Origin of the sequence: Larkinella sp. C7 (genome assembly GCF_006149005.1) — a bacterium.
Classification (GTDB): domain Bacteria; phylum Bacteroidota; class Bacteroidia; order Cytophagales; family Spirosomataceae; genus Larkinella.
The window spans coordinates 95,029-116,397 of the sequence record NZ_VBSL01000004.1; the positions used below are offsets into that span (position 1 = coordinate 95,029).

Below are 21,369 nucleotides of genomic sequence, written 5' to 3' on the forward strand. Positions count from 1 at the left end.
TGTTGAATTGGAGGTTAGTGAGTGAAGGATTTCGTGACTTTTAGGAACTGAAATTTGAGTGATCGGATCATTTGGGGCAGTAAGTTAGAAAGTTTTTGGTAAATGAAGGCCTTTGCACTTTTCATCAATAAGTTTAATATCTTCGCAAGATTACTCAATCGTTACATGGAATGAACTCACCCGTCACTTGCTTTCTGATCGACGATGACGAAGACGATCAGGAATTGTTTACGCTGGCTTTGAAAAAAGTGGATCCAACGCTGACGTGTGTGGTGGCTGACGATTGTGGGGAAGCCATCCAAAAACTGCGCGAGGAAGATGCGTTCATGCCCCAGTTCATTTTTCTGGATCTGAATATGCCACGGATGCACGGAAAGCAGTGTTTGATGGAGTTGAAGAAAATTGCGCGCATCGAACACATTCCCATCATTATTTATACTACGTCGTCGGAACCCAAAGATATTCACGAAACCAAAGCCCTGGGAGCAACCGATTTTTTGACCAAACCGCCCCTCATTTCAACTCTGACTACCCGCCTGGCTAAACTGTTGTTTAATCAGCCGATGGCTTGAAAGAGCTTTTCATGGAACACAAAACCTTGCCTATTCCCTTCCAATTTCTCGCTCGTGGGGGCGAAATGGGCCGGTTGATCCATTCGTTCAACTGGTCGGAAACGCCATTGGGTGCAATCGAAAACTGGCCCCAAAGCCTGCGGACGACGCTGAGCATCGTCCTGAATTCCAAATTCCCCATGTTTCTGTTCTGGGGCCCCGAACTAATCGGTTTTTATAACGATGCTTTTCGGCCCAGCCTGGGTGGCAACGGTAAACATCCTATGGCGCTGGGAAAACGGGGTGCTGAAATCTGGCCGGAAGTCTGGTCAACGATTCAGCCGCTGATCGATCAGGTGATGCGGGGTGGCGAAGCCATCTGGAGCGAAGATCAACTGCTTCCGATCTACCGGAATGGCGGCATCGAGGAGGTATACTGGACTTTTAGCTACAGCCCGGTCAATGTGGAATCGGGTGCCGTGGGCGGGGTTTTTGTCACCTGTACAGAAACGACGGAGAAAATTCTGACTCTTAAAAAGATTGAAGAAAGTAAGGATCAGTTGCAGTTTGCCATCGATGCGGCTGAATTAGGAACCTGGGACCTGAACCCGTCCACAAACCGCTTTACCGGAAATGACCGGCTAAAATCGTGGTTTGGGCTGGCTCCCGATGTCGAAATCGATTTGTCGATGGCTCTGGATGTCATCGCTGACAAAGACCGGCAGCGGGTCGCCGATGCCATTCAGGGGGCTCTGAAACCGGGTTCGCCGGGACAGTATGACCTTGAGTATACCATTGTGAACCGCCTTGATAAACGGGAGCATTTAGTCAAGGCGAAAGGCAAGGCGTTTTTTGACGAGTCAGGAAAAGCCTATCGGTTTAACGGAACCTTGCAGGACATCACAGAGGAGGTTCGGGGCCGGGAAGAACAGCATAAATTGTTGACGCTGGTTGAAAACAGCGTCGATCTGATGTCGATTCTGGAACTGGATGGCACCAATTCCTACATCAACAAAGCCGGGAAAGAACTGCTGGGCATCGACTGCGATCAGGATGTTTCGCTGATTCCGATCTCGGATTTGCATACGCCGGAGCAATTTGAATTTGTTGCCGCCGAAATTATCCCGTCAGTCATGGGAACGGGCCGCTGGTCGGGTCGGTTTGCCGCCCGGAATGTAAAAACCGGGGAGACAATTCCGCTCTATAACAACTGCCTGCGGGTCGACGACCGGAACACGGGCCTGCCCCTGGCGATTGGGGCGGTAATGCGGGATTTGCGCCCCGAACTGGCAGTGCAGAAGGCCCTGGAAGAAAGCAAAGAGCGGTTTCGGTTGCTGGCGGATTTTATGCCGCAGTTTGTCTGGGCTTCCGATTCGTCCGGAACGCTGAACTATTTCAATCAGGCGGTTTATGACTATTCCGGCCTGACCAGCACGGAAATGGCCGATCATGGCTGGCTTCGGATCGTTCATCCGGATGATCGTCAGGCGAATATCGATCGGTGGATGAAGTCGATGGAAACCGGGGAGGATTTTGACTTTCAACACCGGTTTCAGCGATACGACGGGGAATACCGCTGGCAACTCAGCCGCGCCGTGCCCATGCGGGATGGGGAAGGCCGGATTCAGTGGTGGATTGGCACCAGCACTGACATCGACGACCAGAAAAAGATGGCGGACAAGCTGGAGCAAATGGTGCAGCAGCGAACGGAGGAACTGAAGCGGAGTAACCAGGAATTGATCAAAACCAATCATGAACTGGAACAGTTTGCCTACATCGCCAGCCACGATTTACAGGAGCCGCTGCGCAAAATTCAATCGTTTTCGGAACTGCTCCAGGCTAATTTGAACGATGAAGAAGCCGCGGGTCAGTACCTGACTAAAATCAGTTCGTCGGCGAAGCGCATGGCCGAACTGATCAAATCCGTCCTCAATTATTCCCGCCTGTCGAACACCGCCGACCCTTTTGTCGAAACCGACCTCAACCAGATTCTGGAAAATGTCGAAACCGATTATGAGTTGCTGATTCAACAGAAACGGGCTACGATTCAACGCGACAGGCTACCGGTCATTGAAGGAATACCGATGCAGTTGAACCAGCTTTTTTCGAATTTGATGGGCAATTCCCTCAAATTCTCCGTGAATGACCCTCGCATTGCCATTGCTTCGCAGGCTTTCCGGCCGACCGATACGGCCCAGCCAAGCGGGTTAAATCCGGGTTTTGACTACGTCCACATTCAGTTTACGGACAACGGAATCGGCTTTGAGCAGGAATATTCCGAACGGGTTTTTACAATTTTCCAACGGCTGAACCACCGCAAGTCCTACACGGGCACCGGCATCGGTCTGGCCCTGTGCCGCAAAATTGTGGAGAACCACGGCGGCATCATCCGGGCCGAAAGTGTGCTGGACAAAGGCACGACGTTTCACATCTACCTGCCAGTGAAACGGTGATTTCTACGGTTTACGGTTTTCAGTTTACGGTATACGGTATACGGTATACGGTGGCTGAAGCATTCTTCCTTAAGCGCGCGTCAGCCACCGTATACCGTAAACTGAAAACCATAAACCGAAAGCCCTGTCACTGAACCAACTCCCTGATTTTTTTATTCAAATCTTCACCCCGTAGATTCCGGGCCACGATTTTGCCGGTGGGGTCTACCAGGAGGTTGGCAGGAACGCTGTTGATGCCGTACTGCTGCGCCACTTCATTTTTCCAGCCTTTCAGATCGCTCACGTGCGACCAGGTCAGGTTGTCTTTTCGAATGGCATTCAGCCAGTTCTGGCGATTGTTGTCGAGGGAAACGGAAAAAATCGTGAAGTTTTTATCTTTAAACGCCTGGTAAGTAGCCACCAGATTGGGGTTTTCTTCCCGGCAGGGGCCACACCAGCTTGCCCAGAAGTCGACCAGGACGTATTTGCCTTTGAAGGAAGAGAGTTTGACCACCTGGCCCAGCGTGTCAGTTTGGGCAAATTCCGGGGCCACCTTGCCAACATTCAGCCGACTCATGACGTCGATCTGTTGCCGGAAATATTTCGCCTGGGCGGTTTTTCCTATTTCCTTCGATTCCATGATCGTCAGCAGGCTATCGGCGCCGGCCAGATCTCCCAGACTCATCAGCACGCTGAGCACATTGACGCCGACAGCGGACGAGGAATAGGTTGAAATAATGTTTTTAACCCGCACCAGTTCCTGCGCAACGGCTTGCTCGCGATCTTTGATGGCGGCTTTCATCGCATCGACATCATTGACAGCCCGGGCATTGGTGTATTTCAGTTCGGCCCGTTTGTAGCGGTTGGCAATGGCGGTGTCCATCATCATTTGCTGGATTTTCTGCCGGATATTTTCTTCCTTCGAGCCACTAATGTTGACCGCCCAGAGTGAATCGGCATTTCCGGTGATGGTGATGGGGGAGTTTTCCAGAAAAAAGTATTGAGGGCTGGTTTTGCCTGCAACACGGAGGCTGAAAAATGTGGCCTCATCCAGTTTGCCCTTGAAAGAGAATTGACCTTTCGCATTTGCCGTGGCGGTATCGGACTGCTGCCTGGTTTTGTAAAAGGAATTTTCGGTCAGAATGATTTTTCGATTGCCTGCATTTTTTAATGTGCCGGTGATCGTATAACCGCCCGATACAGGCTGCTGTGCCGTTTTTTTATCAGACTTCGACTGAGCAAAACCGTCGACAAAAAAAAGGCACAAAATCAAACTAGTGAACAGGAATTTCATGATTCAAGTGTTTTTAAGCAACAACGTCGGCCAAAGTCGCCAGCTGTATACGTCGTCACCGCAAAATTTAGGTTAATATGTAACTTATGCGGAAAAATTACCTTTTAAAATAGATTGGCTTGATCCCAAAACAAAAGGGGGGGCGTTGATAGTTCATGTTGAAATGACCTCTGCATCAAGGTGATTAACCCCTGGTGTAGGAGCCAATAAACTCAAAAATAAGAAAAGAAACCATCTCCATCGGTATGAACAAAACATTTTCCAACCTCGTACTCTTCGGTACCCTGTTTGTATTTTCTGCCTGCTCCCGCAATCCGGTAACCGGAAAACGGGAATTGTCGTTAATGTCGACCGAGCAGGAAATTGCCATCGGCAAGGAATCGCACCCCTCGGTGGTTGCCACAATGGGGCTTTACGACGATAAAAAATTGACCGATTTCATCAACCTGAAAGGGAAGGAGATGGCCAAAATTTCGCACCGGCCTGACTTGCCCTATCAATTCTACATCGTCGATTCGCCGGTCGTCAACGCCTTTGCCGTACCGGGCGGATACGTATACTTCACGCGGGGCATCATGGCTCACTTCAACAACGAAGCGGAGTTTGCCGGGGTGTTGGGGCACGAAATCGGACACATTACGGCCCGTCACTCGGCCCGTCAGCAAGCTACTCAGATGTTGGGAACCATTGGCATGATTGGCGGGGCCATTCTGGTGCCGCAACTGGGCCAGAACCTGGAAGCACTGCAACAGGGATTGGGCCTGTTTTTGATGAAATACAGCCGCGACCACGAGTCGGAATCGGACAAAATTGGCGTGGAGTATTCGAGCAAAATTGGCTATGATGCCAACCAGATGGCCAATTTTTTCAGTACCATCAAGCGCATTTCCGACAATTCAGGGCAGCAGGTGCCCGATTTTATGTCGACGCACCCCGATCCGGCGGACCGCAACCGGAAAGTGAAGGAAATGGCAACGGCTTATCAGGCCCAGAACAAAGCGACCTATCAGGTGGAGCGCGAACGGTATTTGCGGATGATCGACGGTATTCTCTACGGGGAAGACCCCAAACAGGGTTTTGTCGAGAACGACATGTTCTACCATCCGGAGTTGCGCTTTCAGTTTCCGGTCCCCAAAGGCTGGCAGCACCAGAATTCGCCGGCTCAATTTCAAATGGGCCCCAAAGATGGAAAATCAGCCATGATATTGATGTTGGCCAAAGGGAATTCGCTGGAAGAAGCGTCCCAGACGCTGGTGAAGGAACTGGGTCTGAAGGTTCTCGAAAGCAACCGCACTACCATCAACGGCAACCCCGCTTACGTGCTGATTTCGCAGCAGCAACCGCAGCAACAACAAGGGCAGCCTCAGCAGCAGCAGGATCCGAAAACCGCCCTGCAAATCGGAACCTGGCTGATTCAGTATAACAACGCCGTTTATGCCCTGCACGGCCTGTCGGCGGCCGGTAATTTTGAAAGTGCGTATCGTTCTTTTCGTCCGGTGGCCGAAAATTTTCGGGCTTTGACCGATCAGGAGAAGATCAACCGCAAGCCCGAACGGGTTCAGATCCGGACGGTTTCCCGCGAAGGCTCATTTCGCGAAGTAATGGGAACACTGGGAATGCCGGCCAATCGCGTCGAAGAACTGGGCGTACTCAATAGCCTGCGTCCCGACGATAAGGTGGCGCGGGGCACCCTCGTCAAAATTATCGGACGCTAACACTACCGCTTCCGTCTGATGAACTTGTTCCCAAAACGGAACTCAGAGTCATCAGACGGAAGTTCTGCTGTCGCTATACATTGATTAAAAAGCTTTGTCGAGATAAAAAATATAGTAGAATAGTTATATTTAATGGGTTAAAATTTTATATATTTTTACTATAATCTTTTCAAGAACTACTTGTTATTCTGCGAATTAGTAAATACTTTTACAATACATACTACATCGGCATTGAGGCTGCCATATTCTATTTATCCAAAATTTAGCCTCCTGTCAGCATTTCCGGGACACAACCGGCTGACCCCACTTCCCAAAAGCATACGAAGCAAGTAACAGGAAGCCACGAATGATCCCCAATTGGTTTTGGGTTCGATCATCAGCCGAACCACTTCTCTCATCAACTTTCATCAGCATGAAACGATTTTCAGTTTTATATCTAGTTAAAAAACAGTACCACCACATTCTCTGTGAAACCCACGCTGAAGCCGACACCGAACTTCGGAAATTGTTCACGAAGAAAAAGAAAATTCCCGTTGGCATTTACGACGATAAAACCGAGCTTTTTTACTGGGAGCCTGTCCGGCAGCAAAAATTTGATCGATTGACGGTACAGGAGCAGGGCAAGGTGGGTAATGAGATGATTACCATTGCCCAGAGCCTGCGAAGCCGGGACGACCACTGGGTGCCCAATGAAACCCAGCTTCCGACCGACATCCTTCAGCGCCCCCTTTTTCTGATTCATGATTGATGGACCCGATCTTACAGGTGTTGTAGAATGTGTTGCCGGGCACTTGGACCGGAACACCTGCCAGGTGCCTGAGGTGACAGGACGCATGAAAAATCGGTGGTTTTTAGAACTCCTTATGGGGGCTGTTGGTTAAAAAAGCATACAATCATAAAGCATCATGCCAAACTTATTCAGTCCGTTAATCATCCGAAGTGTTCAATTGAAAAACCGGATTGCGGTTTCGCCCATGTGTCAATATTCCAGTGAAGACGGTTTTGCCAACGACTGGCACCTCGTTCACCTGGGCAGTCGGGCCGTGGGCGGGGCGGGTTTGGTGATGACGGAAGCCACGGCGGTTTCGCCGGAAGGCCGGATTTCGCCCGACGATCTGGGCATCTGGAAAGACGAGCATCTGGTCAATCTGAAACGCATAGCGGCTTTTATTGAAGCCCACGGTGCGGTACCGGCCATGCAACTGGCGCATGCCGGGCGAAAAGCGAGCCACCACCGACCCTGGGACGGCGGCAAGTTTATTGCCCCGGATGCCGAACGTGGCTGGCAAACTGTAGCGCCCAGCCCGATTCCGTTTGTTCCGGTTGAGCCGGTTCCGCTGGAACTGACGACCGAAGCCATTGAGAAAATACTCGCCGATTTTGTGGCCGCGAGCCGCCGGGCGCTGGAAGCCGGTTTTAAAGTCATCGAACTTCATGCTGCCCACGGCTATCTGTTACACGAATTTCTGTCGCCCCTCAGTAACCACCGGACGGATCAATACGGCGGTTCGTTTGAAAACCGCATCCGGTTTTTGCTCGAACTGATCGAACGGGTGCAGACGGTTTGGCCGGAAGACTACCCCTTGTTTGTTCGGATTTCGGCTACCGACTGGACCGAAGGTGGCTGGACTGCCGACGATGCGGTGGCCTTATCCACGGTTTTAAAAGACAAAGGCGTCGACCTGATCGATTGCTCGACGGGTGGTAACGTGGCGGGGGCTAAAATTCCGCTCGGACCTGGCTATCAGGTTCCCTTTGCCGAAAAAGTCAAAAAGGAAAGTGGGATTCTGACGGGTGCAGTAGGCTTAATCACCACGCCCGAACAGGCCAATGAGATCGTGGAGAGCGGTCAGGCGGACCTGGTGTTGCTGGCTCGTGAATTCCTGCGCGATCCCTATTTCCCACTTCATGCCGCCCAAAAGCTGGGGGCTGAAACCGCATGGCCACCCCAATACGTACGAGCGAAGTAAACGGCAATATGGCGTTACCCTGGCAGCGGTCGAAGACGCTGCCAGGGGTGACGCCAAATCGCCAACGCAAAAAAACTACAACGATTCCCGCAGCAACGCTTCCAGATCGAGCGGTCGTGTATACATTTCCAGCGAGCCGTCGGGTTTCTGGGGCCACGCGTCGCGCGGACGATCCCAGTACAATTCAACGCCGTTTTGGTCGGGGTCGTTCAGGTAAATGGCTTCCGATACGCCGTGATCCGAAGCCCCGGTAATGGCATATTTTGCTTCGACTAAACGCCGAAACGCGACCGATAAATCCCGGCGGGTCGGATACAGAATGGCCGTATGGAACAGACCTGCGCTGCGAACCGGGGCCGGTGGGCCGTCTTTGCTATACCAGGTGTTTAAACCGATGTGGTGATGGTAGCCGCCCGCAGAAATAAAAGCCGCATCTTTTCCGTAGGTCGTCACGAGCGTAAAGCCCAGCAGATCGCAGTAAAAACCCAGGGCGCGCTCCAGGTTGGCAACTTTCAGGTGAACGTGTCCGATACGGGTTTGATCGGGAATGGTGTAGGCCATATCAGTGGTGATAAAGAGGTCCGTTAATGATCCGGTTTTGGATACGTGAGCAACACGCGAACCGTTACAAAAAGTTGCCCGACGTGCCGCTGCGTATGCTCGGCGGAATGAAACAACAGACCCAGAACCGTGGAGGGCAGTTGCGCCCGGCCAATGCCCCGAAAATCGGTCAGGGTTTGTTCATCAGTGTTGGCCAGTTGCTGGAGCGCCTGATCGACCTGGCGGTTAAACCGGGTGATCAACTCCAGAACCGGATTTTCGGACTCGAACGACTTGCCCTCTGCCGCCAGCCACTCACGCTGGGCGGGTGACAAACTTTCGTTCCGGGCGTAAGTAAAGAGCCGATCCAGCACACCCGTCAGGTGCTGTAAATGAAAACCAACCGACGCCACACCGGCCGGTTTTTGCCACAGATAGCGGCCCGGAAAATCGTTCATCAGCGCATCGACTTCTTCCCGTGCCTGCAACAGGGCGTGGGCAACGGGTTGCAACAGGGAAGGAATACCGGCGACGGGGCCACGTTGCCAGACTTCAGGCTTTGGATTTGACATTCTTGTTTGTTGAGTATGTGTGGATGGATTATAATTACTTTACTGCGGCCAGAACCCGTTTGAATAATTCATCCGGATTTCCGTTATGCCACCGCCAGACGATCACCAGATCATGTTCCGGGTCGATCCAGATGATGTTGGAGCCAGCCCCAATGGCGGCAAAACTCGTTGCCGGCGCGTTGGGCCAGGCTTTCTTCTCGGTGTTGAGCCACCACAGATAGCCGTAATCCTGACCCGTTGGCCCCTTTTTGACCGATTCTTTAAACCAATTGGCCGAAACCAGTTGCCGATCATTCCAGCGGCCATTTCGCAACACCAGATACCCCAGCCGGGCTTCGTCGCGGGTGTTGATCCAGAGTCCACCGCCCCAGCGCGTTCCACCACTGACCGACGACATCATTGTTCCGTCTACTTTCACCCGCGCATTCGGATAGCCCACATACTGCCAGGTGTTCGATGCGCCAATCGGGTCCATGATTTCGTCTTTCAGCACGTTGGGCAACGGTTTTTTCCATAATCGCAGCAGCGAAAGCGCCAGCCGGTTCACGCGCACGTCGTTGTATTCGTAGAACGTGCCGGGGGCCTGCAAGGCTCGCGGTTTGCGTTCCCCGCGTCCGTAAGCTGCCGTTCCAACAAAATCGTGTTTCTTTCCCCATAACTCGCCTTCCCATTCGCTGGTTTGCCGAAGGTGGTGTTCCCAGGTCACTTTGCGGTTTTGTTCGGAGTCGTACCCGCCATCCTGGATGTAGTTCGCCACCGGATCATGGACATCTTTGATCAGACCCCGGTCGATGGTCAATCCCAGAATGGTGGAAAGTACACTTTTGGCTACACTATAGGTCGGATCAGGCCGTCCGGTTTCGCCCCATTCAGCCACAATATAACCGTGTTTGAGGATCAAACCATTGGTTTGGGCGCGATCCGAGGGAATGGGCCCCAGCAGGGTGCCGAATATTTCTTCCTGTGTCGAAAAATCGCGCGGCATTTGTTTTGTTTCCTGTTGTTGCGCAAAGGTTACGGCCTGCTGCAACAAAGCCGCATCCAGGCCCACCTGCTCCGGTTTTCGACGTTCCCAGGCATCGCCGGGAGCCGGGTAATAGGCCGAAGTCTGGTTAATCGCTTGTTGGGCAGGGCGTTGGCAGGTGGAAAATACCAGTAGAATGGCAAAAGCGGAAAGGTTGAGACGAATCATAGAATTTGGGCCAGATGGCCCGATGGGAATGAGGGGCTAAAAGAACGGTTCATTTAGCAATGTAAGCGAATCAAAGGAAAAGAAGAAGAGCCGGGCGGGGGCAAATCGGCCTCAACATCCACATGGAATTTGCTTTAATGCCTAAAATAGTGTTATATTGACCAAAATCTACACTTAACCTCTAGTTTTTTAGCTTGAAATTCTCAGACTTTGGCTTCGATGATCGGTTGATGGAAGGTATCGACGCCATGAATTACGATACGCCCACGCTTGTACAGGAACAAGTTATCCCTCTTATATTGGCTGGTAAAGATCTCATTGTCTCGGCCCAAACCGGCACTGGCAAAACCGCATCGTACCTGCTTCCTATTCTTCACAAAATTACGTCGGCCGGTCCCGACGATCAGATCAAGGCGCTGGTCATTGTGCCCACCCGCGAACTGGCGATTCAGATTGCCCAGAACCTGGAAGGCTTTTCGTATTTCACCTCGGTCAGCTCGATTGCCGTCTACGGCGGGGGCGACGGGGCTTCCTACAGCACGGAGCGGCAGGCCCTGGCGGGTGGTGCCGACATTGTGATTTGCACGCCGGGCCGGATGATCAGTCACCTGAACATGGGCTATGCCAAAATCGATCAGTTGCAGTACCTGATTCTGGATGAAGCCGATCGCATGTTGGACATGGGTTTCCACGGCGATATTGTAAAAATCATTTCGTTTTTGCCCGCCAAACGGCAGAGTTTGCTGTTATCGGCTACCATGCCGCCCAAGATTCGGGAACTGGCGCGGAAAATTCTGCACGACCCCGAAGAAATTACGCTGGCTCTCTCGAAACCCCCGGCCAAGATTGTCCAGGAGGCATTTGTGGTTTATCAGAAACAGAAAATAGCACTGGTCAAATACTTGCTCAAAGAACATAATTTTCCGTCGGTGCTCATCTTCTGTTCCCGGAAAGAAAACGTCAAGCAACTGGCCCGCGAACTAAAACAGGCCGGTTTTGCCGCCGAAGCGATTCACTCCGACCTCGAACAGAATGAACGTGAGCAGGTTCTGCTGGCCTACCGAAGCCGGAAACTGAAAATTCTGGTGGCAACGGATATTTTGTCGCGCGGAATCGACATCGACAACATCGACCTCGTCATCAACTACGACGTTCCCCACGACGGCGAAGATTACGTTCACCGGATTGGCCGCACGGCCCGCGCCGAAACCACCGGGATTGCCTACACGTTTATCAGCGAAACCGAACAGCGGAAATTCGCAGCCATTGAACGGTTACTGGGTGTGCCGGTAACCAAGGTCCCGTTGCCTGCGCATCTGGGTGAAACGCTGGAATATAACCCGTCGAAAAGTGCTGCTTTTCCCCCGCGCAAAAAGCGGCCCGGCCCCCGAAAAGGGCCATCCAGCCGCCCGAAAGGGGGCGGTGGCCGGTCAGAAAGACCCGCCTGACGGCGTTTATCTTATATAAACAGGAATCGCATTCCTGTTTTTTTTATGCCCTTTCAAATTGAAAATCCTTTATTTTTTCAAAAACGGCTTTCAGGCAGTGGATTATTTCCAGTATAAATTTTATCTTTCCATAAACGTAAAAAATACATTTATTATTTATATTTGCCCACCAAAGCCTGATCAATCGTTGAAAGGCTACCTCAATACCCCATTCGCCAATGATTTCTTTTGACCATTTAGAAGTCTGGTTCGTTACCGGCAGCCAGCATTTATACGGTGAAGACACCCTCAAACAGGTCGCGGAACATTCCCGAACCATCGTCCACGCCTTCAATCAGTCGTCGGTCATTCCAGTCAGAATTGTCTTTAAAACCGTACTGACCGGACCGGATGAAATCTATAAACTGTGTCTGGAAGCCAACACGGCACCCAACTGCATTGGCTTGATGACGTGGATGCACACGTTTTCGCCGGCCAAAATGTGGATCAACGGCCTGAAGATTTTGCGGAAACCGCTGCTGCATCTGCACACCCAGTTCAACCGTGACATTCCCTGGAAAACCATCGACATGGATTTCATGAACCTCAACCAGTCGGCGCACGGCGACCGGGAGTTTGGATTCATCAACGCCCGCTTGCGCCTGGAGCGCAAGGTGGTTGTCGGACATTGGGAAGACTCCGAGGTGCAGGAACGCATCAACGTCTGGGCGCGGGTGGCCGCCGGTTGGCACGATTTGCAGGGCGCCCGGTTTGCCCGGTTTGGCGACAACATGCGAGAAGTGGCCGTCACGGAAGGGGATAAGGTGGAAGCCCAGATCAAGTTTGGCTATGCGGTTTACGGCTACGGAATGGGTGATCTGGTCGCGTATGTCAACCAGGTAACCGATCAGGAAATCAACATCTTAGTAAGCGAATATGAACAACGGTACCAAATTGTTGCCGAACTACAAAAAGCCGGGTTACGCCACGATTCGTTGCGCGATGCTGCCAAAATCGAAATTGGTTTACGCGGTTTTCTGGACGATCACCAGATCAAAGGATTCACCGATACCTTTGAAGACCTGCACGGCCTGAATCAACTGCCCGGAATTGCCGTACAACGGCTGATGGCCGATGGTTACAGTTTTGGGGGCGAGGGCGACTGGAAAACGGCGGCACTGGGCCGGGCCATTAAAGTGATGGGAGCGGGGCTTCCGGGCGGCAGTTCGTTCATGGAAGATTACACCTACCACCTGTCGCCCAACGGTCAGCGGGTGTTGGGGGCGCACATGCTCGAAATCGATGAATCGATTGCCGACGGAAAACCGTCCTGTGAAATTCATCCCCTGTCGATTGGCGGCAAAGCCGATCCGGTTCGGCTGGTGTTCAATGTGGCACCCGGCGCGGCCATCAACGCGTCGGTGGTCGATATGGGAAACCGGTTTCGGCTGATCGTCAACGAAGTGGATGTCGTCCCGACGGAAAACCCATTGCCGAAATTGCCGGTCGCCCGCGTGTTGTGGGATGCCAAACCCAATCTGAAAACGGCCGCAGCCGCCTGGATTCTGGCCGGAGGGGCGCACCACACGGTTTTCAGCAAAGCGATTTCCTCCGAATACATGGAAGATTTCGCCGAAATCGCGGGCGTCGAATACCTCCTGATCAACGAAGAAACCCGCATCCACGCCTTTAAGCAGGAACTGCGCTGGAACGAAGCCTACTATCACTTGAAGAGTTAAGAGTGAAGAGGGATGAGTTAAGAATTGGCTGACGCATACACTCTTAACTCATCCCTCTTCACTCTTAATTCATAACTCATAACTCTTTATGGCTTACGTAATTGGAGTCGATTTTGGAACTGACTCGGTGCGGGCGGTTCTGGTGGATGCCGAAACCGGCGACGAATTGGCTTCCGGTGTTCATGAATACGTTCGGTGGAAAACCGGTGCTTATTGCGACCCCTCCCGTTCGCAGTTCCGGCAACACCCGCTCGATTACCTGGAAGGGCTGGAGCAATCGGTTCAGAGCGCACTAAGTGCGGTATCGGAGGAGGTAATTGCCGACATTCGGGGAATTTCGGTCGATACGACGGGGTCTACGCCCGGCCCGGTCGATGAAAACGGGACGCCTTTGGCGTTGCTTCCCCAGTTTGCCGACAATCCAAACGGCATGTTCATTCTCTGGAAAGACCACACGGCCAACCAGGAAGCGGAAGAAATCAACCAGTTGGCGCACCGCTGGGATACGGATTTTACGAAATACGTGGGCGGAATCTATTCCTCCGAGTGGTTTTGGTCGAAAATCCTGCGCACCCTGCGGGTCGATGAATCCATCCGGCAGGCGGCTTTTTCCTGGATCGAACACTGCGACTGGATCTCGGCGGTTTTGACCGGCAACACCAACCCGCTGACGCTTAAACGAAGCCGGACAGCGGCTGGTCATAAAGCCCTCTGGCACGCCGAGTTCGACGGATTGCCGTCCGAAGAATTTCTAACCACGCTCGATCCGCTGCTGTCGGGACTGCGCGACCGTCTCTTTCGCCACACCTACACGTCCGACGAGCCGATGGGCACCATTTCGGCGGAATGGGCAGAAAAACTGGGCGTTCCGGCTACGGTGGTCATTGGCGTTGGCGGTTTTGATGCGCACATGGGGGCCGTTGGGGCCAATATTGAGTCCTACGCCCTGGTGAAAGTAATTGGAACTTCCACCTGCGATATGCTCATGGCGCCTTCCGAAGACGTCGGTCATTTGCTGATTCGCGGCATTTGCGGACAAGTCGACGGCTCTATTGTGCCGGGCATGCTCGGGATGGAAGCCGGTCAGTCGGCGTTTGGCGACCTCTACGCCTGGTTTGCCCGGCTGATTCTGGAACCGGTCGCCGGTTTATTGGCGCAACAGGGACAGGCCAGTATGATTCCGTCGCTGCAAACCGCACTGCTTCCGTACTTAGCCGAACAGGCCAGCCAATTGCCCGTCCGTTCAACCGACATTGTCTCCCTCGACTGGTTGAACGGCCGACGCACGCCCGATGCCAATCACACGCTGAAAGGCGCTATTTCCGGTCTGAATCTGGGCAGCAGTGCCGCGCACGTTTTTAAATCGCTGGTCGAAGCCACAGCCTATGGCGCCCGCCGGATTGCCGAACGGTTTGTGGAAGAAGGTGTTCCGATTCAGCAGGTCATTGCCATTGGCGGGGTGGCCCGGAAGTCGGCCTTCGTCATGCAAACGCTGGCGGACGTCATGAACGTACCGATCAAAGTAGCCGAATCCGACCAGTGCTGCGCCCGGGGAGCCGCCGTGTGTGCCGCCGTGGCCGCGGGTATTTATCCGACCTTCGCCGAGGCCCAAAAAGCCATGGCTTCCGCTTTCGATGCGGTGTATACGCCCCGTCCCGAACGGGCCGCCGTATATGATGTGCTGTACGGGCGGTACTTGAGTTTGGGTGGATTTATTGAGAAAAAAAGATAATCATCAGTCGTTTATGAGTCTATACCAATCCCTGAAAGAAGCGGTTTACGAAGCCAATATGGAAATTCCCCGGCAGAAGCTGGCGATTTACACCTTCGGCAATGTCAGCGGAATCGACCGGCAGGCGGGTGTGGTGGGCATTAAACCGAGCGGCATTCCGTACGACGAACTGACGACCGATGACATTGTTATCGTGGATCTGGACAACCAGTTGGTGGAAGGAAAAATGCGGCCGTCGTCCGACACCAAAACGCATACCTTGCTGTATCGCCATTTCGAAACCATCGGCGGTATTTGCCACACGCATTCGGCGTATGCGGTCGCCTGGGCGCAGGCTATGCGCGAAATTCCGAATCTGGGCACCACCCACGCCGACCACCTGGTGGCTTCCATTCCAGTGACGGAGGTGATGTCCGACGCGATGATTCAGGGTGATTACGAACACGAAACCGGCAACCAAATCCTGAATGTTTTCCGGGAACAAAACCTCTCGGCCAGCGAAGTCGAGATGGTGCTGGTCGCCTGTCATGGCCCGTTTGCCTGGGGAAAAAATCCGGCGAAAGCCGTTTACAACGCGACGGTTCTGGAAGAACTTGCCAAAATGGCTTACCTCACGCTGACCATCAACCCCGATACACCCCGCATCAAGCAAAGCCTGATTGACAAACACTATTTCCGGAAACACGGCAAAGACGCCTATTACGGACAGTAACCCAGACAGCGGCCCTGTCTGGGTTTACCCCTAAACCCTCCTGTAATCATGACCCTCGGCCTCGAATCGGTTGACTATTTCATTTTCCTCATCTACTTCGTCATCGTCGCGGTGTACGGATACTGGGTCTACACCCACAAAGGCAAGCAAACCGCCGATTCGAAAGATTTCTTTCTGGCCGAAGGTTCCCTGACGTGGTGGGCCATCGGCGCGTCGATTATTGCGTCCAACATCTCGGCAGAGCAATTCATCGGCATGAGCGGACAGGCGTTTCAACTCGGTCTTGCGATTTCGGTGTATGAACTGGTCGGCGGTTTTTCACTCATCATCATTGCGGTGTATTTTCTGCCGATGTACATCAAAAACAGGATTTACACCATGCCGCAGTTCCTGCAAAAACGCTACGACGGGCGGCTGGCAACGATCATGGCGGTTTTCTGGCTGCTTCTGTACATCCTCGTCAACCTGACGTCCATCATTTACCTGGGGGCTTTGAGTCTGGAAAAAATGACCGGTTTCGGGTTCATGACCTGCGCCGTTTTTCTGACGGTTTTTGCGGTTTTCATCACGCTGGGCGGCATGAAAGTGATTGGCTATACGGACGTCATTCAGGTCGTTTGTCTGGTTGTGGGTGGATTGGCCACCACGTATTTGGCCCTCGATCTGCTGTCTGACCGGGTCGGCACCGGCGCGGGTATTTTTGAAGGACTGGGCCTGATTCGGGAAAAAGCCGACCACCATCTGCACATGATTTTCAGCAAGGGGCAGTACCAGGTTCATGACGGGAAGGGCGGTTTTACGGATGCCTACACCCAACTGCCCGGATTGATGATGTTTGTGATTGGCGGACAATGGATCGTCAATTTTAATTACTTTGGTTGTAATCAATACATTACGCAACGCGCTTTGGGGGCCGACCTCAACACGGCCCGCAACGGTCTGTTGTTTGCGTCGTTTCTTAAAATCCTGATGCCCCTGATTGTGGTGCTGCCCGGTTTGGCCGCTTACGTCTTGTTTCAGGAAAACGCCGAACCGGCGATCGTTCGGGGCATTACCGAAGGTGGTATTGTGAAACCGGATAATTCCTACCCGGTTTTGCTTAACCTGCTGCCGGTGGGTCTGAAAGGGCTGGCGTTTGCGGCTTTGACGGCAGCCATTGTCGCGTCGTTGGCCGGGAAAGCCAACAGCATCGCGACGATTTACATGCTCGATATTCACCGTAAGTTTTTCAATACCAACCTGACGGAAAAACAAACCGTGTGGCGGGGGCGGATTGCCATTGTCGTTTCGTTTCTCATTGCCCTGGTAATCAGCCCGTTTTTGAAGAACTTTGGACAGGGTTTCGAATACATTCAGGAGTATACCGGTTTCATTTCACCGGGGATTCTGGCGATTTTTCTGCTCGGTTTTTTCTGGAAAAAAGCCACTTCCAATGGAGCGCTGGCGGCTGCGTTGTTAAGCATTCCGCTGTCGGCTTACCTGAAATTCAATGCAACCGACATTCCATTCCTGAACCGGATGGGGCTGGTTTTCTGGGCGTGTGTTGCCTTGCAGGTCGTGATCAGTCTGGCCGAATCGAAAGGCAAGGATTCGCCGAAAGCCTTTGCCGTGGAAGCCCGTTGGTTCAAGGTTTCAAGATCCTTTTTGATTGGTGCTGCGGTCATTACCGGACTGGTGATCGTGGTATTCTCAATATTTTATTGAAATTACGTACCCACGGTCGGGTGTTCGATGCCGCTTTGGTCCGTGTTTTAGTTAATCTTGCAGGGAGTTAATTAAAAATACACGGACTCAGCCGAGTGGGCTGTTTGAAGGAGGTACCGACTATGGAGATCGTATACGACCAGCACGAGAAACACTTTGTGGCCCTGGATTGCATTATTTTTGGATTCGATCAGCAGGAACTGCAATTGTTGCTGATCAAACGGGGGTTTCAACCCGAACAGGGCAACTGGTCGCTGATGGGCGGTTTTTTGAAAGGTGACGAAAGCATCGACGAAGGCGCTGAGCGGATTCTGGAAACCCTGACGGGTTTGACCAGCGTTTACATGGAGCAACTATATGCCTACGGCGAAGTCCGGCGCGACCCGGTGGCCCGTACCCTCTCGATTGCCTATTATGCTCTCATTCGCACCGATCAGTATAACAAAGACCTGGCCGAATCACACAATGCCAGGTGGTTTCCGGTTTCCCAACGACCGGATTTGATTTTTGACCACAACGACATGGTGGAGAAAGCCCTGGCCCGGCTTCGGCGTCGGGCACGCACCCAACCGATTGGTTTTGAGTTACTTCCCGAGAAATTTACCATTCCCCAGTTGCGGAGCCTCTACGAAGCGATCAACAACCAGCCGCTCGATCATCGGAACTTCAGCAAACGGCTCAATTCGATGGAGTGGCTGGTGAGACTGAACGAAAAAGACAAAGCATCTTCCCGAAAAGGGGCCTTTTACTACCAGTTCGATCAGGATCTGTACCAGAAGCTGGTGCAGGAAGGCAGTAGTTTTGATTTGAAGTAAACCGTAAACTTTTTGTATCTTTCCTGCTAAACCTTTGACCCATGGATCAGCGCATCATCAACCTATTTGACGAATACACCCACGTACCGCTGAAGCGGGATGTTTTTCTGTCACGCCTGGCCAAATTGACCGGCGGCATGACCGCAGCTCTGGCGGTTTTATCGACCCTGGAAGTCAATTATGCCCAGGCGCAAACCGTTGCGGGTCAGGATGACCGGATCATCACCGAACGCGTCACCTATCCGGGTTCCGACACCACCATGAAAGGCTATCTGGCCCGCCCGAAAGCGAATGGAAAATACGGCTCGGTGGTCGTCATTCACGAAAACCGGGGTCTGAATCCGCACATCGAAGACGTCACCCGCCGACTCGCGCTGGCCGGTTTTCTGGCCATGGCCCCCGATGCGCTCTCAGCCGCCGGAGGAACGCCCACCGACGAAACGCAGATGCGGGAGTTGTTTGGGAAACTGGATGCCGAAAAAACGAAGCAGAACTTTCTGAAAGGCCTGGATTACCTGAAAAGCCGCCCCGACAGCAACGGCAAACTCGGTTGTGTCGGTTTTTGCTGGGGTGGGGCCATGTCAAACCAGTTGGCGGTCAACTACCCGGATCTGAAAGCCGCCGTTCCCTTCTACGGTCGCCAGCCCGATGTTGCTGATGTGCCCAAAATCAAAGCGACGGTTCAATTGCATTATGGCGGGATGGACGAGCGGGTAAATGCGGGGATTCCGGCCTACGAGGAAGCCCTGAAGAAAGCGAATGTACCGTATCAGTTGTATGTGTACGAAGGGGCGCAACACGCCTTTCACAACGACACCGCCGGTCCACGCTACAACGAGGCCGCTGCCAAACTCGCCTGGGGGCGCACCATTGCGCTTTTTAAGGAGAAACTGGGTTGAAATATGAATTATAAATGAAAAATGGTGAATGAAAAATGTAAAAGTGTTGGAATGCGCCAGCCTACATTTACATTTTTCATTCACCATTTTTCATTACCTGCCCGGTTTTGCAGGGTTCCGTAGCCAAATTGCTTTTACCCCGTAGGGGCGAAACAGCACAGCGTCGGTAGCAATTCGGGGCAATGTTTCTCTTGTAACGTGCCGATAGGTACGTAACCCTTCACCGCAACGGTCGCGTACCTATCGGCACGCTGATTGGCGGCATCAATAAAATTTGTCTACCGACGCTGCGCTGTTGAGCCCCTACGGGGCGAAACATGGTTTGCTTCTATCAAAAAAATAAAACTGGATCAACGTAATTCGTTCAAATTCGCATCGCTTTCAACTCCTGAACGGCAAAGTGAGCCGCGCGGGCCGAAAGTGCCATGTAGGTCAGCGACGGATTGACGCAGGCCGATGAGGTCATGCAGGCCCCGTCGGTAACGAAGACGTTTTTAACCGCGTGAATCTGGTTGTTGCCGTTGAGCACCGAGGTTTTGGGATCACGGCCCATGCGGGCGGTACCCATTTCGTGGACGGCCTGCCCGATGACCGAACCCCGGTCGTAGGTTTTTACGTTGATCAACCCGGCTTTTTCGAGCATTTCCTGCGCATCGTTGAGCATATCGACCCGCATTTTCTTTTCATTTTCACCAATTTCCGCGTCGAAGACCAGCATCGGCAGTCCCCATTTATCCAGTTTGCGTTTATCCAGATACATCCGGTTTTTGTATTCGGGCAGTTGCTCGCCAAACCCGATCAGGCCCATGTTCCAAAGCCCCGGTTTGGTGAGTTCTTCCTTCAGCGAGGCTCCGAAAGCCAGTTCGGCCACCTGATGCTGCCAGCCCTGCCGACCCCCACCGCCCTGGTATCCAAAACCGCGCAGGTAGTCACGCTTGTCCGACCCGATGTTGCGGTAGCGGGGAATGTAAATGCCGTTGGCCCGTCGTCCGTAATAATACCGATCTTGTCCGCCTTCCCACTGCCCATTGGCCCCGATCAGGAAGTGGTGGTCCATCAGATTGTGGCCCAGTTGCCCTGAATCGTTGCCCAGACCGTTCGGAAACCGGTCAGAAACCGAGTTCATGAGCAGGGCCGTGGAGGCCATGGCGCTGGCACATACAAAGATGATTTTTGCAAAATACTCCTGACTTTCCAGCGTCTGCGCGTCTTTCACCCGAACGCCCGAGGCCCGTTGTTTTTGGGCGTCGTAGATCACCTCCGTCACCACCGAATGGGGGCGGAGGGTGAGCCGACCGGTTTTGACGGCGGGCGGAAGCGTGCAGGATTGGGTGCTGAAATAGGCGCCATATGGACACCCCCGAATGCACTGGTTTCGGTATTGACAGGGCGACCGGCCGTTGTCGACGTGGACTTTTTGGGCTTCCGACAAATTGGCGGTCCGTCCGATGGTCATCACCCGGCCCGGATAGTTTTTCTCAATGCTTTTCCGGACCTCTTTTTCGACCAGGAACATATCCATCGGAGCGATGAACTCACTGTCGGGAAGTTGCGGCAACCCCAGCTTTTCGCCCGATATTCCCGCAAATTTCTCCACGTAAGAATACCAGGGAGCGATGTCTTTGTAGCGGATCGGCCAGTCGATGCCGATGCCTTCTTTGGCATTGGCTTCAAAGTCGATGTCACTGAATCGGTACGACTGCCGCCCCCACATGATGGATTTGCCGCCCACGATGTCGGGGCGCAGCCAGCGAAACGGTTTTTCCTGCCGGTAGGATGCGTCGGCACCGGGCATCCAGTAGGTCGGAACGGTTTTCGCGGCATCCGGCGGGGCCTGCGGGTATTTCTGAGCCAGATCGCCCAGCCGGGTTGCTTCCGGCATTTCCCAGGGCGCTTTCAGGGCCTCGGTATAGCCCGTAACGTGTTCGAGCGGACGTCCCCGCTCCAGCATCAGGACCCGTAATCCTTTCTCCGTCAATTCCTTGGCGGCCCAGCCACCACTGACGCCCGACCCAATCACAATGGCGTCGTAGGTTTGTGATTTTACCGCATCGATGTTGAGATTCATAGTATTT

17 protein-coding genes are annotated in these 21,369 nt (G+C 52.9%); 12 read left to right on the plus strand and 5 right to left on the minus strand.

Annotation, left to right across the window (positions count from 1 at the left end; all coding sequences use genetic code 11):
• Positions 1-170: 170 nt before the first annotated feature.
• Positions 171-572 (plus strand): response regulator, encoded by a 402-nt coding sequence (locus FH871_RS11380; protein ID WP_138991565.1) that lies wholly within the window; start codon positions 171-173, stop codon positions 570-572.
• 11 nt (positions 573-583) lie between these two features.
• Entirely contained in the window at positions 584-3,004 is a 2,421-nt protein-coding gene (locus tag FH871_RS11385; protein WP_138991566.1) for a PAS domain-containing protein, read from the plus strand.
• A gap of 127 nt (positions 3,005-3,131) precedes the next feature.
• Here the strand turns inward: FH871_RS11385 and FH871_RS11390 are convergent, their stop codons facing one another.
• Entirely contained in the window at positions 3,132-4,277 is a 1,146-nt protein-coding gene (locus FH871_RS11390; protein WP_138991567.1) for a TlpA disulfide reductase family protein, read from the minus strand.
• Positions 4,278-4,522: 245 nt separating this feature from the next.
• On the opposite strand from FH871_RS11390, the gene FH871_RS11395 reads away from it, so the two are divergent.
• The 3 genes from FH871_RS11395 to FH871_RS11405 all read left to right on the plus strand — a co-directional run bounded on the left by FH871_RS11395 (position 4,523) and on the right by FH871_RS11405 (position 7,962).
• On the plus strand, positions 4,523-5,992 hold the full coding sequence (locus FH871_RS11395) for a M48 family metalloprotease (protein WP_138991568.1): 1,470 nt from the start codon (positions 4,523-4,525) through the stop codon (positions 5,990-5,992).
• 412 nt (positions 5,993-6,404) lie between these two features.
• A complete protein-coding gene (locus tag FH871_RS11400; protein ID WP_212768218.1) occupies positions 6,405-6,740 on the plus strand; it encodes a hypothetical protein in 336 nt (111 codons plus the stop codon).
• A gap of 157 nt (positions 6,741-6,897) precedes the next feature.
• Positions 6,898-7,962: an NADH:flavin oxidoreductase/NADH oxidase gene (locus tag FH871_RS11405; RefSeq protein ID WP_138991569.1), complete on the plus strand. Its 1,065-nt coding sequence runs from the start codon at positions 6,898-6,900 to the stop codon at positions 7,960-7,962.
• 75 nt (positions 7,963-8,037) lie between these two features.
• Here the strand turns inward: FH871_RS11405 and FH871_RS11410 are convergent, their stop codons facing one another.
• The 3 genes from FH871_RS11410 to FH871_RS11420 are packed head-to-tail and all read right to left on the minus strand — an operon-like array spanning position 8,038 to position 10,266.
• The gene (locus FH871_RS11410) at positions 8,038-8,523 is read right to left on the minus strand and encodes a VOC family protein (protein WP_138991570.1); all 486 of its coding nucleotides are present in this window, start codon (positions 8,521-8,523) and stop codon (positions 8,038-8,040) included.
• A gap of 23 nt (positions 8,524-8,546) precedes the next feature.
• Positions 8,547-9,074 carry a DinB family protein gene (locus tag FH871_RS11415; RefSeq protein ID WP_138991571.1) on the minus strand — a complete coding sequence of 176 codons (528 nt, stop codon included), beginning with the start codon at positions 9,072-9,074 and terminating at the stop codon, positions 8,547-8,549.
• 34 nt (positions 9,075-9,108) lie between these two features.
• Entirely contained in the window at positions 9,109-10,266 is a 1,158-nt protein-coding gene (locus tag FH871_RS11420; protein WP_138991572.1) for a serine hydrolase, read from the minus strand.
• Between the two features lie 194 nt (positions 10,267-10,460).
• Here FH871_RS11420 and FH871_RS11425 point away from each other — a divergent pair, with 194 nt between their 5' ends.
• The 7 genes from FH871_RS11425 (at position 10,461) to FH871_RS11455 (ending at position 19,294) form a co-directional block, all read left to right on the plus strand.
• The gene (locus tag FH871_RS11425) at positions 10,461-11,714 is read left to right on the plus strand and encodes a DEAD/DEAH box helicase (RefSeq protein ID WP_138991573.1); all 1,254 of its coding nucleotides are present in this window, start codon (positions 10,461-10,463) and stop codon (positions 11,712-11,714) included.
• 218 nt (positions 11,715-11,932) lie between these two features.
• Complete coding sequence (gene araA, locus FH871_RS11430) at positions 11,933-13,432, plus strand: L-arabinose isomerase (protein WP_138991574.1); 1,500 nt, start codon at positions 11,933-11,935, stop codon at positions 13,430-13,432.
• Between the two features lie 88 nt (positions 13,433-13,520).
• The gene (locus FH871_RS11435; protein ID WP_138991575.1) at positions 13,521-15,164 is read left to right on the plus strand and encodes a ribulokinase; all 1,644 of its coding nucleotides are present in this window, start codon (positions 13,521-13,523) and stop codon (positions 15,162-15,164) included.
• A gap of 13 nt (positions 15,165-15,177) precedes the next feature.
• Positions 15,178-15,876, plus strand: a complete 699-nt coding sequence (locus tag FH871_RS11440; RefSeq protein ID WP_138991576.1) for an L-ribulose-5-phosphate 4-epimerase — start codon at positions 15,178-15,180, stop codon at positions 15,874-15,876.
• Positions 15,877-15,924: 48 nt separating this feature from the next.
• The gene (locus FH871_RS11445; protein WP_138991577.1) at positions 15,925-17,580 is read left to right on the plus strand and encodes a sodium/sugar symporter; all 1,656 of its coding nucleotides are present in this window, start codon (positions 15,925-15,927) and stop codon (positions 17,578-17,580) included.
• Between the two features lie 122 nt (positions 17,581-17,702).
• Positions 17,703-18,395 carry an NUDIX domain-containing protein gene (locus tag FH871_RS11450; RefSeq protein WP_138991578.1) on the plus strand — a complete coding sequence of 231 codons (693 nt, stop codon included), beginning with the start codon at positions 17,703-17,705 and terminating at the stop codon, positions 18,393-18,395.
• 41 nt (positions 18,396-18,436) lie between these two features.
• The gene (locus tag FH871_RS11455; RefSeq protein ID WP_138991579.1) at positions 18,437-19,294 is read left to right on the plus strand and encodes a dienelactone hydrolase family protein; all 858 of its coding nucleotides are present in this window, start codon (positions 18,437-18,439) and stop codon (positions 19,292-19,294) included.
• Between the two features lie 364 nt (positions 19,295-19,658).
• Here the strand turns inward: FH871_RS11455 and FH871_RS11460 are convergent, their stop codons facing one another.
• Positions 19,659-21,362 (minus strand): GMC oxidoreductase, encoded by a 1,704-nt coding sequence (locus FH871_RS11460; RefSeq protein ID WP_138991580.1) that lies wholly within the window; start codon positions 21,360-21,362, stop codon positions 19,659-19,661.
• Positions 21,363-21,369: the final 7 nt, after the last annotated feature.